9 protein-coding genes and 1 pseudogene are annotated in these 15535 nt (G+C 70.1%); 8 read left to right on the top strand and 2 right to left on the bottom strand.

The genetic code is table 11. The features are described 5' to 3' along the window. Positions 1-220: 220 nt before the first annotated feature. Together AB0D34_RS31900 and AB0D34_RS31905 are read right to left on the bottom strand one after the other, a co-directional pair. Positions 221-859, bottom strand: coding sequence for a helix-turn-helix domain-containing protein (locus AB0D34_RS31900; protein ID WP_362667773.1), 639 nt, complete (start codon positions 857-859; stop codon positions 221-223). A 312-nt stretch (positions 860-1171) separates the two neighbouring features. After that, entirely contained in the window at positions 1172-5209 is a 4038-nt protein-coding gene (locus tag AB0D34_RS31905) for a beta-ketoacyl synthase N-terminal-like domain-containing protein (protein WP_362667775.1), read from the bottom strand. Between the two features lie 294 nt (positions 5210-5503). On the opposite strand from AB0D34_RS31905, the gene AB0D34_RS31910 reads away from it, so the two are divergent. The 8 genes and pseudogenes from AB0D34_RS31910 to AB0D34_RS31945 all read left to right on the top strand — a co-directional run bounded on the left by AB0D34_RS31910 (position 5504) and on the right by AB0D34_RS31945 (position 15471). After that, positions 5504-5803 carry a helix-turn-helix transcriptional regulator gene (locus AB0D34_RS31910; protein ID WP_362667777.1) on the top strand — a complete coding sequence of 100 codons (300 nt, stop codon included), beginning with the start codon at positions 5504-5506 and terminating at the stop codon, positions 5801-5803. Between the two features lie 106 nt (positions 5804-5909). Beyond that, complete coding sequence (locus tag AB0D34_RS31915) at positions 5910-7139, top strand: stearoyl-CoA 9-desaturase (RefSeq protein WP_362667778.1); 1230 nt, start codon at positions 5910-5912, stop codon at positions 7137-7139. Positions 7140-7168: 29 nt separating this feature from the next. Further along, positions 7169-7633 carry a cobalamin-dependent protein gene (locus tag AB0D34_RS31920; RefSeq protein ID WP_362667781.1) on the top strand — a complete coding sequence of 155 codons (465 nt, stop codon included), beginning with the start codon at positions 7169-7171 and terminating at the stop codon, positions 7631-7633. Next, positions 7630-9075 (top strand): methylaspartate mutase, encoded by a 1446-nt coding sequence (locus tag AB0D34_RS31925; RefSeq protein ID WP_362667784.1) that lies wholly within the window; start codon positions 7630-7632, stop codon positions 9073-9075. Before AB0D34_RS31920 ends, AB0D34_RS31925 begins: the two co-directional genes overlap by 4 nt. A 65-nt stretch (positions 9076-9140) precedes the next feature. Then, positions 9141-10988, top strand: a pseudogene (locus tag AB0D34_RS31930) (2-oxoacid:acceptor oxidoreductase subunit alpha); the annotation flags it as partial. After that, the gene (locus AB0D34_RS31935; RefSeq protein WP_362667786.1) at positions 10978-11916 is read left to right on the top strand and encodes a 2-oxoacid:ferredoxin oxidoreductase subunit beta; all 939 of its coding nucleotides are present in this window, start codon (positions 10978-10980) and stop codon (positions 11914-11916) included. The pseudogene AB0D34_RS31930 and the gene AB0D34_RS31935, both read left to right, overlap by 11 nt. Then, a complete protein-coding gene (locus AB0D34_RS31940) occupies positions 11913-13910 on the top strand; it encodes an FAD/NAD(P)-binding protein (protein ID WP_362667788.1) in 1998 nt (665 codons plus the stop codon). Before AB0D34_RS31935 ends, AB0D34_RS31940 begins: the two co-directional genes overlap by 4 nt. A gap of 22 nt (positions 13911-13932) precedes the next feature. Next, positions 13933-15471, top strand: a complete 1539-nt coding sequence (locus AB0D34_RS31945; RefSeq protein WP_362667791.1) for a class I adenylate-forming enzyme family protein — start codon at positions 13933-13935, stop codon at positions 15469-15471. Positions 15472-15535: the final 64 nt, after the last annotated feature.

Below are 15535 nucleotides of genomic sequence, written 5' to 3' on the forward strand. Positions count from 1 at the left end.
CTCGCCGACACGACGGGGGCAGCCGCGGGCTGGTCGATTGGCTGAGCCACTCACCCCCGACTGTCTGGGCCCTCACCCGCGACTGGGTCAGCCACTGACCGACCGACTGGCTCGCCGGCTGGGACAGCGCAGCCTTCTACCCCGGCCCCGTGTGGGCGGCCCAGACCGCGGAATGTGATCCCGCTACCTCACAACGAGGCGGCAGAAAAGCCAGGACGGTTCACTCAGGGGGAGCGGCGAGAATGCCACGGAGCAGGAGTTCCAGGGCATCCTGCAACTCCCTTTCGAGATGACCGTTCGGCTCGGCGTGTGCCTCGCGGAACCAGCGGTAGAGCGTGCCGAGGTAGACGTCCCGTAGCACGTTCCCGACCTGCTGGGGGCCGATGTCGGCACGCAGCTCGCCGTTCCTCCTGCCCTCCTCGACGATCGAGGCGAACAGGGCGCCCACGTAGGGCTCCTCGTTGAGGGGACGGCCCGCCTTCACCCAGGCGAGAAGCATCGCGGCGGCCTGCCGGTGCTCGTCCTCGTTGATCTGCCCCAGTATCGACATACATCGGCGCAGCCGCATGGCGGCGCCCTCGGGATGCGGCGTCGAGTCCTCCAGCATGGCGACAAGTCGTTGCCTGCGTTGCTCGCCCCAGGCGCTGATGAGGTCCTCCTTGCGCTGGAAGTGGTTGAAGAACGTTCCTCGGGCCACGTCTGCGCGTTCGGCGATCTCGTCGATCGACGTCTGGTCGTATCCACGCTCGGAGAACAGCTCCAGCGCGGAAATGTACAGACGTTCCTTGACCTTCAGCTTGTTCCGCTCACGACGGCCGAGCTGGGGCGCTCCTGCAGGGGGCGGGGCTGCTGGGTGCATGGGTTCCTCCGACGCTTGGTCTCAGGCTCATGACGGAGGGCTGACCGCGGGACGACGGAGGCGGCGGATGCCGTTCGACTGTGTCCGCACAGCGGTGAGCTCCCTGTGCATGCCGCGAAGCCGGCCCGATTCCCGGGCGGACAACCGAGCCGGGAGAAACTTATATCATGGTCCATGATTACATTCACGTCTTACTTCTGGTCAAGTTCATGGTGCGGGACGCCTGCTGCGGGCACCTACGCGGCACACACCGGTGCCCGACGGCGCGCGTGGGCAACGCCGTCGGGCACCGTTGCGCACCGGTCGCGTCCGTCACCGACCCGAGGCCGCGACATCGGCCATGAGGCGGTCGACCGGTTCGGCGCCCAGCAGCCGCTGGAGGGTGATGTCCATCCCGAGGTCGCCGAGCAACTGCCGTCGCAACTGCATCGCCATCAGCGAGTCCAGGCCCAGGTCGCGCAGGGGACGCCGGGTGTCGAGGTCCGCGGGCGGCATGCCGAGGACGGCGGAGGCGCGGGTCAGCAGCGCCTCCCCGGGGCCCTGGCCGGGGTCCTGTCCGGCCGCCGCGCCGGACCCGGGCGGATCCGCCTGCGGTGTTTCGCACCCGGTCCCGCCCGCGGCTGGACCGGCCTCGGGCCCCGCTACAGGCTCGACAGGGAACGATTCGGCAACCAGTCTCTCCGCTGTCGGCCCGGAACGGGACGCCGCTCGCTCCAGGGCTCCCAGGGCCCGGGAGACCACCGGGGGCAGGAACTGCTGGGTGAGCCACGACGTCACCACCCGCGCGGTCGTCGACACGGCCGACGGCAGGGGGCCCGTACGGGCCGCGGCCGCGCACCCGGGCAACCACCGCATCCGAATCCCCTGGAACGAGGCCAGTATCCGTCCGTCCGGCGCGTACACCTGGACGTCCGCCCGGTCACCGTCGGGGCCGGCGGGTACGACGGTGCCGACGCTCCAGAACTCCGGGGGGAGCTCCTGCACGATCCGCACCTCGCCGAACTCCTCAGGAACAAGGGTGCAACCGTCCACGTCGGTGGCACCGGCCTGCGGCCAGGCGGCGAGCAGCGGGAGCAGGGCCGCCTCCCAGGCGACCGGGCCGGAAAGGGACGGTCGGCGCAGCCGCGCGACGACCTCTCCGTCACGGCGCCACAGCTGTTCCACCGAGCGCAGGCCGGGGCCGATCTCGACGCCCTGGCCGCGCGCCAGTTCGTCGAATCGACGGCCCGTCACATAGTCGCCGCAGCGGGACAACGCCGCGTCCACCGGCCTGAGCCCCGGCCCGTTGCACTCGGCCTCATCCCGTGCCGGCTGCGCACACGCGGTTCCCGTCGCGTGGACGACGGTCGTACCGGCGGCGGTCGACGACACGACTGACACCGGCCGCGTCCCGTCGCCGCGGTCCGCGCCCACCCGCACGGTGAGGCTGCGCGTGCCCGCCTCCGCCGAGTCCAGCGGCTGTGTGCCCAGCCGGACGCCGCGCAGCACGGCCGTCCTCCCGGCCGCCTCCCACAGGGCCGTGAGGTGGACAACGGGAGGGACCGGCGTGGCCCCGCGCACGGACAGGGCGTCCCCCCACGCGTCCGCTCCCCACCGGGCCAGCGGGTACGTCCTGACGTACGCGTCGTTGTCCGGGTCGCCGGAAGACGAGGTGGAGGGCGGGTACCGCGTGGTGTCCCAGGTGTAGTGCGGCAACCGCACCGGCCGGGCGACCGTGCGGCCGAACCAGCGGGTCCAGTCCACCGCCCCGCCGCTGACGAAGATCTGCCCCACCGAGTGGGCCAGGGCGGCGGGTTCGTCCTGGCCGCGGTGCAGAGTCGCCACGACCGTGCCGCTCGCTCCATGCACGGTGAGCGTCTCCCGCATGGCCGCCGTCAGGACGGGGTGGGGGCTCACCTCGACGAAGACGCTTTCGGCCGCCTTGGCCGCGGCGTGCACGGCGTCGGTGAAACGCACCGGTCGGCAGAGGTTGTCCGCCCAGTAGCCCGCGTCGAGTTCCGGCCCGCGGAGATCGGCGCCGCGCGCGGTCGAGATCATGCCGAGGAGGGCCGCCCGGGGCCGGACCGAGTCCAGCGCGGCCAGCAGGTCCTCGCGCACCTCCTCCATCACGGGCGAGTGCGAGGGCACATCGACGTTCACCGGTCGGCACAGGACGCCGTGGGCGTCCCACTCCTCGGCAAGCCGCTCCAGCTCCGGGACGGGTCCGGCCAGTACGGTCATGGACGGTGCGTTCTCGGCCGCGACGCAGACTCCGGTGCGTCCGGCGACGGCCTGCTGGACCTCGTCGGACGGCAGGCCCACCACCAGCATGCCGCCTCGGCCGGCCACCCGGCCCATGAGCCGGCTACGGCGGCAGATGACGGAGGCCGCGTCCCGCAGGGTGAGCGCCCCGCAGGCCTGGGCGGCCGCGACCTCGCCCATGCTGTGTCCGACGCACACATCGGGCCGCACTCCCGCGTCGCGCAGGGCCTCGGTCAGCGCGACCTGGACGGCCCACAGCGTGGGCTGCACCTTCTCGACCGTGTGGGGGAATTCGAGGTCGCTGTTGAGCAGGTCGAGCGGCGACCAGTCCAGTTCCGCGCGCACCAGGCTGTCGCATTCCGTCAGGGCGGAGCGGAAGGCGGGCGAGGCGGCCAACAGGCCGCGCGCCATGCCCTGCCACTGCGATCCCTGGCCCGGGAAGACGAGGACGGTGGGCCGCTCGTGGCCGAAGCCCGCCTCTCCCGTGCCGCCCTCGAGGATCTGCTCGCCTCGCGACAGGGCCAGCAGATGGGCCGCCATCTGCTCATGCGTGGCGCCCGTTGCCCACATACGGAACGGATGGTGGTCGCGACGCAGAGCGGCCGCCGCGCACAGCTCGTCGAGCGCGTACTCGCGGCCCGCACCGCCGAGGTGCTCGGCGTACGCCTGGGCAAGGCGCCGCAGGGACTCGCGGGACCGGGCGGAGAGTACGAGCAGCGGCGGGCGCCGCGGCAGGGACGTCTCACGGGCCGCTGCCGCGCCGCCGTGATGCCGGGCATGCGCGGGAGGTGCGGCGGTACCGGTGAACTCCCCGATGATCGCGTGTGCGTTGGTGCCGGACAGCCCGAACGAGCTGACGCTCACCAGGGCTTGGGGCCCGGCCTTGTCCAGTGGCTCGTTGGCGGTCACGACCCTGACGGGCACCTTTCCCTCGGCCAGCAGCGGATGGGGCTGACCACAGTGCAACGAGGCCGGAATGGTGCCGTGCTCGGCGATCAGTACTGCCTTGATGAGGCCGGCGATTCCCGCCGCGGCTTCCGTGTGACCGATGTTGCTCTTCACCGAGCCGGTCCGCAGCGGCCGCCGCACCGTACGTGTCCCGTCGTTCGCGGCGGCCAGCGCGCTCAGTTCGACGCCGTCTCCGACCGGTGTCCCGGTGCCGTGGGCCTCCACGTAGTCGATCTGGCCCGGAGTGACACCGGCCGCTCGGCAGGCCTCCTCGATCATGTGGGTCTGGCCGGAGACCGAGGGCTTCAGCAGAAGCCCGCTGCCCCTGCCGTCGTTGGTGACGGCGGTGCCCAGGAGAACGGCGCGCACCGGGTCGCCGTCACGTTCGGCGTCCGCGAGGCGTTTGAGAATCACCACTCCTATGCCCTCGCTGCGCACGAAGCCGTCACCTGACGCGTCCCCGAACCTGCACCGCCCGCCGGGCGAGAGCATGCCGCTGTGCGAGTACGCGATGGCGTCGTGGGGAGACAGGATGATGTTCACTCCGCCCGCCACCGCCAGGTCGCTCTCGCCGCTGAGCAGACTCTGTCGTGCGTGGTGCACCGCCACGAGCGACGACGAGCACGCGGTGTCCAGGACGACGCTGGGACCGTGCAGGTCCAGTGCGTAGGAGACGCGCCCCGCGGTGACGGCTCGCAGCCGACTGCCCGCGGCCTCGCGCACGCTCGGCCCGCCGGTCGGCGGTTGGGTCTCGGAGTACTCGGCCGTGGCCTGTCCGACGAAGACACCACTACGGGAGCCGGCCAGCGTCGACGGCCGTATCCCCGCGTCCTCGAGAGCCTCCCAGACGACGTGGAGAAGGATGCGCTGCTGCGGGTCCATGGTGGCCGCTTCCACCGGAGAAATCCCGAAGAAACCCGCGTCGAAAGCGAAGGGGTCGGAGAGGAAACCACCATGCCGCGAAATCGTTTTTCCGTAGGCCTCGGGGGTGGGTGAGTAATGGCGGTCGATGTCGAATCGATCACTCGGGACAGGTGTGATGGAGTCGATATTCGCGAGGAGGTTCGCCCATAACTCCGGCACGCCGGAGGCCTGCGGAAATCTGCATCCCATACCCACGATGGCCACGGGAATGGGGCCGACCGGATGCGACTGTGCCATGGCTGTCCGCCTTCTGTGTCTTGCACGTCAAGATCGCCATTCAAATATACACCCCAGACCAATTTTGATCTGCGATGCATGAAGAGCCTTTACTGATGGTTGGAAAGGTGAATACTTTGGGGCGCGCAGAACACCTCATAAGTGGCAAATCATCCACAAATATGTGATGCACATCACTGCGTTGATGTACTTGAGTTCAAACATGCTTCAGGATCTATCATTGCCCCCCAGGCGCCGATCGATCGGACGCGAGCCGATCGCGGCCATCTGAAGATCGTTGACCGGGGGAGTGCGATGTCCACCGAACTCGAGCTTCCGAACTGGTCCGACGAGTTGACCAGGGTGCCTCTGCTTTCCGATCGGGAAAAGCAGGCATTTCTGCTGCTCGGTGCGGGTCATTCGAACTGTGCCATCGCGTCCAGGATGGAGGTGACCGAACGCACGGTGAAAGCGCACGTGGCCCAGGTGATGGCCAAATTGGGAGTCGAGTCGCGGCTCCAGGCGGGACTCGTGGCGCATTCCTATTGGCTCATGGACGCGCATCAGCCGCGCATGGACAAAGGTTCAATACACAACGCCTGGTGTCCCGACTAAGAATGGCTCAGCGCCCGTTACTGGGCATCCATCCGAGGTCACGGCCCGCTGCGGCCGTACCTGTTCGGCGTCGTTCCCGATCACCGCATCCGAGGAGGAGACGTCTGTGTCCACCACTGACATACGCCCCCGGCACATCCCGGCAGACGGGGCCCAGCCCACCCCACCGCCTGCCGACCCACGCGAGACCATGGCCGTGCTGCCGTCGTTCCTGCAGCGCCGACTGACCGTCTTCACCGGCAAGCCCCTGGAAGGGCAGGCCCCGATGGGCTGGACGCCCACCTTCCACCTGCTCTCGGCGGTCGCGGCTATCGCCACGGGAGTGGCCGTCAGCGCACTCGGCTGGGCGCTGGGCGGCTGGTACCTGATGCTGCTGCTCGCCGGCTGGGCGGTCACCCTGCACGGCATGCGCAACCTGCGGATGATGATCTATCACCAGTGCTCCCACCGAAACATGTACCGCCGCAGGAAGCTGGACACCGTCATCGGACGGGCGACCTCCAGCCTGCTGATCATTCAGAACTTCGAGCGGTACAGCAGGGAGCACGTCAGCGACCACCACGCGGCCCACCACATGACGCTGCGCGACCCCACCGTGCAGGCCTTCCTCGTCAGCCTCGGCCTGAGCCCGACGATGACGGCCCGCCAGATGTGGCGGCGGCTGCTGGGCAAGCTGCTTTCCCCTCGCTTCCACTTCGCCTTCGCCGTCTCGCGCGTCCGCTCCTTCTGGAGCAAGTCGTCCCGTGCCGAGAAGGTCACTGCGGTCCTGCTCTATGGCGTGGCCGTCGGCGGCACCGTCGTGACGGGCACCTGGGCCGCCTTCCTCGCTGTGTGGGTCGTACCGCTGCTGCCGTTGTTCCAGGTGAGCAACACCCTGCGGTTGTGCGTCAAGCACACGTTCCCCGTAGCGGGCACCGAAGTCCGGCGCGGGCGCGACTACTTCGCGAGCCTCACCAACGCCATCTTCATGGGTGAGCCGACGCCCTCCCGGTCGCTGCGGCCACTGCGCCGGACACTTGCCTGGACCCGCTGGACCCTGCGGATGCTGTTCGTCCACGCACCCGCCCGCTACCTGGTTCTGACCGGCGACACGGTCGTGCACGACTACCACCACCGCTACCCCTCCAGCCGCGAGTGGCACGACTACCTCTTCGCCCGGCAGCGGGACATCGCCGCCGGCCACAAGGGCTGGCCCGAGTATCGCGAGGTATGGGGTCTGGCTCCGGCCATCACCTGTGTCTTCGACTCGCTCGCCACCGCCGACGCCGACGAATACGACGTCAAGCGGCTGCACGCGGTCAGCAAGAGGGAACTCTTCGCCGCCTTCGACGACTGACAGCCCACCCCTTCCCCAAGGAGCGCCAGATGCGCCAGCAGTCCCTGCCCTCAGCCGCCGGACCCCGCAAGGTCATCCTGGGTGTCGCCGCGAGCGACAGCCACGCCGTCGCCAACCATCTGATCGCCCATGCGCTGCGCGGCTTCGGCTACGACGTGGTCAATCTCGGTACCTGCACGCCCGTCGAGGAATTCGCCGACGCCTTGGACGAACACCCGGACGCCGAGGCGGTCATCATCGGCAGCCTCAACGGGCACATCCACGAGGACCTGCGGGGGCTCAGGGCCGCCCGGGCGAACGGCCGGCTGGACGTCCCTGTCATCGTCGGCGGCAACCTATCCGTCGGCAGTCACAAGGACGCCTCGGCCCACACCCGGCTCCACCAGCTCGGTGTCGACCGCATCCTCACCGACCCCGCGCACCTGCCCGCCGTCCTCGACCAGCTGCGCGCCGACCGGTCCGCGCCGGCCGAGGCCGTGCGCGTGGCGTCATGACCGGCGGCATAGCCTTCCTCGGTGCCCGTGGCACCGGGGAAGGCCCGGCCGGCGACACGTCACTGCCGCCTATCGAGGAGTCGGTGGCCTACGTCGAGGCCCTGGGCAAGCCGATCGCCGCCGACGTCCTCGCCCACGCCCGTGACACCGGGCGGGTGGCCCTCCAACCCCGCTGCGGTGTGGGCGACCACCAGGAGATGAAGGCCCTGTTACGCGCGCTGGAGTCCGAGGCGGCACCCGACATCCTCACCCTCACGATCGACTCGCACACCCGGCTGCTCCGTTTCGAGCAGGCCCTGCGCACACTGAACCGGCGCCCGGCCGACCTCAACGGCTACCCCCTGGTCACCCACGGGTGGCGTCGGGGACGGGAACTGAACGAGGCGGTGAGCGTGCCGCTGGAGATACGGCACGGCTCCCCGGACGCCCGGGCCCTGTTCGACGTCACGGTCGCCTCGGGCATCACGTCGTTCGAAGGCGGCGGCATCTCCTACAACCTGCCGTACTCCAAGGCGGTCTCCCTGACCGACTCGCTGCACACCTGGCAGGAGGTGGACCGGCGCTGCGGTGAACTCGCCGACCTGGGTCTGGTCGTGGACCGGGAACTGTTCGGCACCCTCACCGCGGTCCTGGTCCCGCCGTCCATCAGCCTGGCCGTCAGCGTCATCGAAGCGGTGCTCGCCGCCCGCGCCGGCGTCCGATGCGTCTCGGTCGCCTACCCACAGGGCGGACATCTCGCCCAGGACGTCGCCGCCTTGAGGGCCGTCCCCGAACTGGCCCGCCGGTACCTTCCGGCGGACAGCCAGGTGCACGCGGTCCTGCACGAGTTCATGGGGGTCTTCCCCCGCGTCCGCGACAACGCCGAGGACCTGATCTTCTACGGAGCGCTGGCGGCGCGGCTCGGCGGTGCCTCGAAGCTGATCACCAAGACCTACCAGGAGGCGTACGGGATTCCCGACGCCCGGGCCAACGTCGAGGGGCTGCGGCTGGCCGCCCGGGCCAACTCCCCGCTGCTGGACTTCATCGGCGTCGACGAGGAGAAGGTCCGCCGCGAGTTGGACTGGATCCTCACCGAGGTCTGCGAGCTCGTGGAGCCGGTGCTGGAGCAGCGCGACACCGTGGCGGCCGTGGTCTCGGCGTTCGAACAGGGAACGCTCGACATTCCGTTCAGCGCCAGCCGCTACGCGAGGTCGCGTGTCATCCCCCGGCGCGATGCCGAGGGCGCCATCCGCTACCTCTCGGCGGGCGACCTGCCGCTCTCCGCACGCAGCCTGCGCCGCAACCGCGAACAACTGCGTGCAGCAGGCGCCGACGGCACCTCCCTCCGTACTCTCCTGGCCGACCTGACCGGCGACATCAACTACTTCCGGCAGCTGTTCCGGGAATCCGAGCACGCACCCGACGCCGACGCGCCGGACGGACGTGAGGTGACTGGCTCATGACCATCGCTCCCGACACGACCACGACCGCTCCGACCGAACTCCCGGCAGCCCTCAGCGGAAGAACGGTTCGCCGGCTCGACCGGGTGATCATCAGGTTCGCGGGGGACTCGGGTGACGGTATGCAGCTCACCGGGGACCGTTTCACCTCGGAGACCGCGTCGTTCGGCAACGACCTGTCGACGCTGCCGAACTTCCCGGCCGAGATCCGTGCACCGGCCGGCACCCTGCCCGGTGTCTCGTCCTTCCAGCTGCACTTTGCCGATCACGACATCCTCACCCCGGGTGACGCGCCGAATGTGCTGGTGGCGATGAACCCGGCCGCGCTGAAGGCCAACATCGCCGACCTGCCGCGCGGTGCGGAGATCATCGTCGACACGGACGAGTTCACCAAACGGGCGATGCAGAAGGTCGGCTACGAGAGTAATCCGCTGGAGGACGGGTCCCTCGACGGCTACAACCTCCACCCGGTGCCGCTGACCACGCTCACGGTGGAGGCGCTGAAGGAGTTCGACCTGTCCCGCAAGGAGGCCGAGCGCAGCAAGAACATGTTCGCGCTGGGGCTGCTGAGCTGGATGTACCACCGGCCCACGGAGGGCACGGAGAAGTTCCTGACCGCGAAGTTCGCCCGGAAGCCGCCCATCGCCAGGGCCAACATCGCCGCCTTCCGGGCGGGCTGGAACTTCGGGGAGACGACCGAGGACTTCGCCGTCTCCTACGAGGTCGCTCCGGCGGCGAAGGCGTTCCCGCCGGGCGTCTACCGCAACATATCCGGCAACCTGGCGCTGTCGTACGGGCTTGTCGCCGCGAGCCGACAGGCGGATCTGCCGCTGTTCCTGGGCTCGTACCCCATCACCCCGGCCAGTGACATCCTGCACGAACTGTCCAAGCGCAAGAACTTCGGTGTGCGCACCTTCCAGGCCGAGGACGAGATCGCGGGCATCGGCGCGGCGTTGGGGGCGGCCTTCGGCGGTTCCCTGGCGGTGACCACCACCTCGGGGCCCGGTGTGGCGCTGAAGTCCGAGACCATCGGACTGGCGGTGTCTTTGGAGCTGCCGCTGCTGATCGTCGACATCCAGCGCGGCGGGCCGTCCACCGGCCTGCCCACCAAGACCGAACAGGCGGACCTGCTTCAGGCGATGTACGGGCGCAACGGCGAGGCCCCGGTGCCGGTGGTCGCGCCCCGCACCCCGGCCGACTGCTTCGACGCCGTCCTGGAGGCGGCCCGGATCGCGCTGACGTACCGCACCCCGGTCTTCCTCCTCTCCGACGGCTACCTGGCCAACGGCTCCGAGCCCTGGCGCATCCCGGACCTGGAGGAGCTGCCTGATCTGACGGTGCAGTTCGCGCAGGGCCCCAACCACACCCTCGATGACGGCACCGAGGTCTTCTGGCCGTACAAGCGGGATCCGCACACGCTCGCCCGCCCCTGGGCCATCCCGGGCACACCCGGCCTGGAGCACCGCATCGGCGGCATCGAGAAGGAGGACGGCACCGGCAACATCTCCTACGCCCCGGCCAACCACGACTTCATGGTCCGCACCCGTCAGGCCAAGATCGACGGCATCACCGTCCCCGACCTCGACGTCGACGATCCGGACGGGGCGAACACCCTGGTGCTGGGCTGGGGATCGACGTACGGGCCGATCACGGCCGCGGTACGGCGGCTGCGCCGGGCCGGGGAGCCGATCGCGCAGGCGCACCTGCGGCACCTCAACCCCTTTCCCCGCAACCTCGGTGACGTCCTCGCCTCCTACCGGCGGGTCGTCGTGCCCGAGATGAACCTCGGGCAGCTCGCCACCCTCATCCGGGCGACGTACCTGGTCGACGCCCACAGCTGCAACCAGGTCAACGGCATGCCGTTCAAGGCGGAGCAGCTCGCCGCGGCGCTGAAGGAGAAGCTCCGTGACCACTGAAATCAAGCTCCACGCAAGGGACTTCAAGTCCGATCAGGAAGTGCGCTGGTGCCCCGGCTGCGGTGACTACGCCATCCTCGCCGCGGTGCAGGGCTTCATGCCGGAGCTGGGCCTGGCGAGGGAGAACATCGTCTTCGTCTCGGGCATCGGCTGCTCCTCCCGCTTCCCGTACTACCTGAACACCTACGGGATGCACTCCATCCACGGCCGCGCCCCCGCCATCGCCACGGGCCTGGCCGCCTCCCGCCGCGATCTGTCGGTGTGGGTGGTCACGGGCGACGGCGACGCCCTGTCCATCGGCGGCAACCACCTCATCCACGCCCTGCGCCGCAACGTCAACCTCAAGATCCTGCTGTTCAACAACCGCATCTACGGCCTGACCAAGGGCCAGTACTCGCCCACCTCCGAGGTCGGCAAAATCACCAAGTCGACGCCGATGGGCTCCCTCGACGAACCGTTCCGCCCGCTCTCCCTGGCGATCGGTGCCGAGGCGAGCTTCGTCGCCCGCACGGTCGACTCCGACCGCAAGCACCTCACGGAAGTGCTGCGGGCCGCCGCCGGCCACCCCGGCACCGCCCTGGTCGAGATCTACCAGAACTGCAACATCTTCAACGACGGCGCCTTCGACCTCCTCAAGGACCCCGCTACCCGCGACACCGCCCTGCTCCGCCTGGAACACGGCAAGCCCTACCGGCTCGCGCCGGACGGCGAGGAGATCGTCCACGACATCCACGATCCAGACCCGGCCCGAGCCTTCGCCCTCTCCCGACTCCAGCACCCCACCCCCATCGGAGTGCTGCGCAGCGTCGAACGGCCCGTCTACGACGCGCTCATGAACGAGCAGATCGCCCAGGCGGTCGCGCAGCGCGGCCCGGGCGACCCCACCGCACTGCTGGCCGGCGGCGACACCTGGACCGTCACCGGATGACCGACCACGACAAGGAGTTCGGCATGTCTCTCGAATCCACAGACCCCATCAGGATCTGCGTCGTCGGCGCGGGGCCCCGCGGCACCGTGGCCCTCGAGCGGATCTGCGCCAACGCTCCGCTGCTCGCCGACGGCCGCTTCATCGAGGTCCATGTGGTGGACCCCTGCCAGGTCGGCGCGGGGCGGGTGTGGAAGGTGGACCAGCCGCGCGACCTGCTGATGAACACGGTCGCCGGTGACGTGACCGTCTTCACCGACCCGACGGTGACCTGCGAGGGCCCACTGACTGCCGGGCCCACCCAGTACCAGTGGGCCCGCATGGTCGCCGCCGGTCAGGTCACGGGGGTCACCGAGGCGGCCAGGGCCGAGGCGGCCGTGATGGAGCCGTGGTCGTACGCCTCCCGGGCCTTCCAAGGGGAGTATCTGAGCTGGGCGTTCCAGCACATCGTCGACAGGGCACCGGAGTACGTCTCCGTGCGGGTGCACCGTACGCGCGCCGTTTCCGTCACCGACGGCACGGACGGCCTGCAGGAGGTGCGGCTGGAGGACGAGGACCTGCCGCTGCGGGTCGATTCGGTGGTTCTCGCGCAGGGGCACTACGACGTGTCCGGCACCGACCGCGAGCGGGAACTGACCGACTTCGCGGCGCGCCACGGCCTGCGCTACGTCCCGCCCAACAGCCCGGCGGAGGTCGACCTCGACGGGATCGGCGAGGGGGAGCCGGTCATCCTGCGCGGTCTCGGCCTCAACTTCTACGACTACATGGTGCTGCTCACCGAGGCCAGGGGCGGCCGCTTCGAGCGGGACGGCGACGGCTGGCTCACGTACCGACGCGGCGGGCACGAACCCGTGCTGTACGCCGGTTCGGGCCGCGGCATGCCGTACCGGGCGCGCGCCGAGATCCACCAGGAGGTCGTGCCGCGCTATCAGCCGGTCTTCCTGAACGCACAGGAGATCGCGCGGCTGCGCACCGCCGCGGGCACCGGCCGCAACGACTTCGTGCGCGATCTGTTCCCCCTGGTGGCCAAGGAGGTCGGCTGGGTGTACTACCGGGCCCTGCTCAAGGACGGTCCCGCAGACGCGTACGCCCGGCTCCTGGCCGAGTACCCCGCTCTGGAATGGGACAGCCCGCGGATGCGCGGGCTCATCGAGGAACTGGTGCCGGATCCGGCGCTGCGGTGGAGCTGGCAGGCGCTGGACCGGCCGGCCGACCAGCACGAGTTCGAGGACCAGGCCGCGTTCCGGCGGTGGGTCCTCGGACAGCTCGCCGAGGACCTGCGCCACTCCCGGCTGGGCCCGGACGCCAGCGCCGTGAAGGCGGCGGCCGCGGTCATGCGCGACCTTCGGGACGAGGTCCGCCAGGTCATCTCGCACCGTGGCATCAGCGGTACCTCGTACCGCGAGCACATCGATCGTTGGTTCAGCGGCCTGAACAACTACGCGGCGAGCGGGCCGCCGGCGCGGCGCGTCGAGCAGCTGCGCGCGCTGGTCGAGGCGGGTGTCGTCGAGCTTCTGGGACCGCGGATGGGGGTCGTCGCGGATGAGCGCGAACGCGCCTTCGTGGCCGCCTCCCCGCAGGTACCGGGCGAGCCGGTGCGGGCGGCCACGCTGATCGAGGCGCACCTGCCGCTGACCGACATACGGCGGGCGACCGATCCGCTGCTCAGCTCGTTGTCGGCCGCCGGGGGCTGCCGACCGCACGTCATCCCGGACCTGACAGGTCCGGGCTACCAGACCGGTGGTCTGGACGTCACCGACGTCACCTTCCAGGTGGTCCGCGCTGATGGCCGACCGCATCCGGCGCGCTTCTCCTACGGACCGCCCGTGGAGTCCGTGCAGTGGGTGACCGCCATCGGCGCACGGCCCCACGTCAACTCACGGACGCTGCTGCAGGGCGACTCCATAGCCCGCTCCTCCCTGCGGCTCGGCGTGGCGCGTCTCGCGCGTGCCGAGCGCGCGACCGCGTCCGACCTGCCCCTGCCCCTCGCCGGCTGACCTCGCCCAAGGAGGCCCTACCGTGATCGCTCTCGAGACCCTGCTCGAACGCGCTGCCGTCGTCCCCGACACCACGGCTGTCGGCGACGGCCGGGACACCCTCACCTGGAGCCGACTGGCGGCGCAGACATGCTCCGTGCGCTCCTGGCTCACGCGGAGCCTGGACCCGGCCGACGAGAACCGGGCCGTCGTCCTGGCGGGCAACAGTGTGCGCGTGGTGGTGGCGACCGCCGCTCTCACCTCGCTCGGCGTGCCCTGGGTCGGGATCGACCCGGCGCGCGACGAGGGGACCATCGCCGCGCAGCTGGAGGCCGTGAACCCGACCTTCATCGTCGTCGACAGCTCCCTGCCCACGCTGCCGAAGGACTTCTGGCGGCGCTGGCCGGACAAAGCCCTGCTGCTGGACGTGGTGGACTTCCCCGCCTTCGACACGCGGGTGACGCATTATCTGGCGGTCGCGGACGCGGACTTCCCGCCCGGCACGTGGCACACACCCCGGTTCCTCGCACTGGGGTTCACCAGTGGGACGACCGGGGTGCCCAAGCTCTTCGTACGGCGGAAGCGAACCGAGAACCAGCGGGTCGCCTACCTCCGCGACGCGCTGGACTTCGGCCCGTCGGACTCCTTTCTGATCACGTCACCCCTGGCATTCGCCTCCGGGCACGTGTGGGTGAGCGCCGCACTGGCCCTCGGCGGCTCCGTCCGTCTGGGGCCCGCCGACTCGGAGGCCGCCCTCGAGGTGATGGAGCGAGAACGGCTGACGGGTGCATTCTTCGTACCGCCCTTCCTGGAGGCGGTCCTGGAGAAGGCGACGACTTCGCACGCTGGGGCGGACCTCTCCGCCCTGCGGTTCGTGCTGACCGGCGGCCGGCACCTCAGTCCCCGCGCGATCAGGCAGACCGCCGACCGCCTCGGTGACGTGCTCCACCTCTACTACGCGACGACCGAGACCGGCATCAACACCATGGCTGGACCGGCCGACCTCGCGGCAGACCCGTACTCCGCCGGACGCTGCATGCCCGGGGTGACCGTACGGGCCGTCGACCCGGTCACGGCCGCCGCGCTGCCCGCCGGGCAGGTGGGGCAGCTCGCGATCGAGAGCGCCTTCGCCCTGGACGGATATGTCCACCGCCCGCTCGACACCGTCCGGGTGGACGGCCGCAGCCACGTGCTCACCAGCGACTACGGTTACGTCGCCGGCGACGGGCGGGTGTACGTCACCGCGCGTTCCGGCGGGGATTCCGACACGGTGGCCGCGCGCGTGGACTTCGTCCGCGCCGAGGGAGACATCAAGAACAGTCCCGCGGTGCGGGACGCCTGCGTCGCCGCCGATCCCGAGCGGATGGGTGCGCCGGAGCGGGCGGTGATCGCGGCGGTCGTGCTGCGCCCCGACCTCGGGCCGGTGGGGCGGGCGCATGCGTTGACGGCGGTGCGGGAGAAGCTGCGGCGCTACGCGGACACCGCGACGGTCCTGGAGGTGACGCGGATCCCGTACAACAACGCCGGCAAGGTCTCGGTGCGCGAGCTGATGGCCCACGCCTCCACACGCCTGGCGGCGTAGCCGAGCGCAGAGGGATCCGCCTCCTTCGCAAAGAGAGAGGAAAGAGCGTTGGCTCTGTACCTAC

This window comes from Streptomyces sp. NPDC048420, assembly GCF_040651535.1.
GTDB lineage: Bacteria > Actinomycetota > Actinomycetes > Streptomycetales > Streptomycetaceae > Streptomyces.

Excerpts from the sequence above, each read along its gene's own strand:
- AB0D34_RS31925 (WP_362667784.1), top strand. The coding sequence starts at position 7,630 with ATGACCGGCGGCATAGCCTTCCTCGGTGCCCGTGGCACCGGGGAAGGC.
- AB0D34_RS31940 (WP_362667788.1), top strand. The coding sequence starts at position 11,913 with ATGACCGACCACGACAAGGAGTTCGGCATGTCTCTCGAATCCACAGAC.
- AB0D34_RS31900 (WP_362667773.1), bottom strand. The coding sequence starts at position 859 with ATGCACCCAGCAGCCCCGCCCCCTGCAGGAGCGCCCCAGCTCGGCCGT.
- AB0D34_RS31905 (WP_362667775.1), bottom strand. The coding sequence starts at position 5,209 with ATGGCACAGTCGCATCCGGTCGGCCCCATTCCCGTGGCCATCGTGGGT.
- AB0D34_RS31920 (WP_362667781.1), top strand. The coding sequence starts at position 7,169 with ATGCGCCAGCAGTCCCTGCCCTCAGCCGCCGGACCCCGCAAGGTCATC.
- AB0D34_RS31910 (WP_362667777.1), top strand. The coding sequence starts at position 5,504 with ATGTCCACCGAACTCGAGCTTCCGAACTGGTCCGACGAGTTGACCAGG.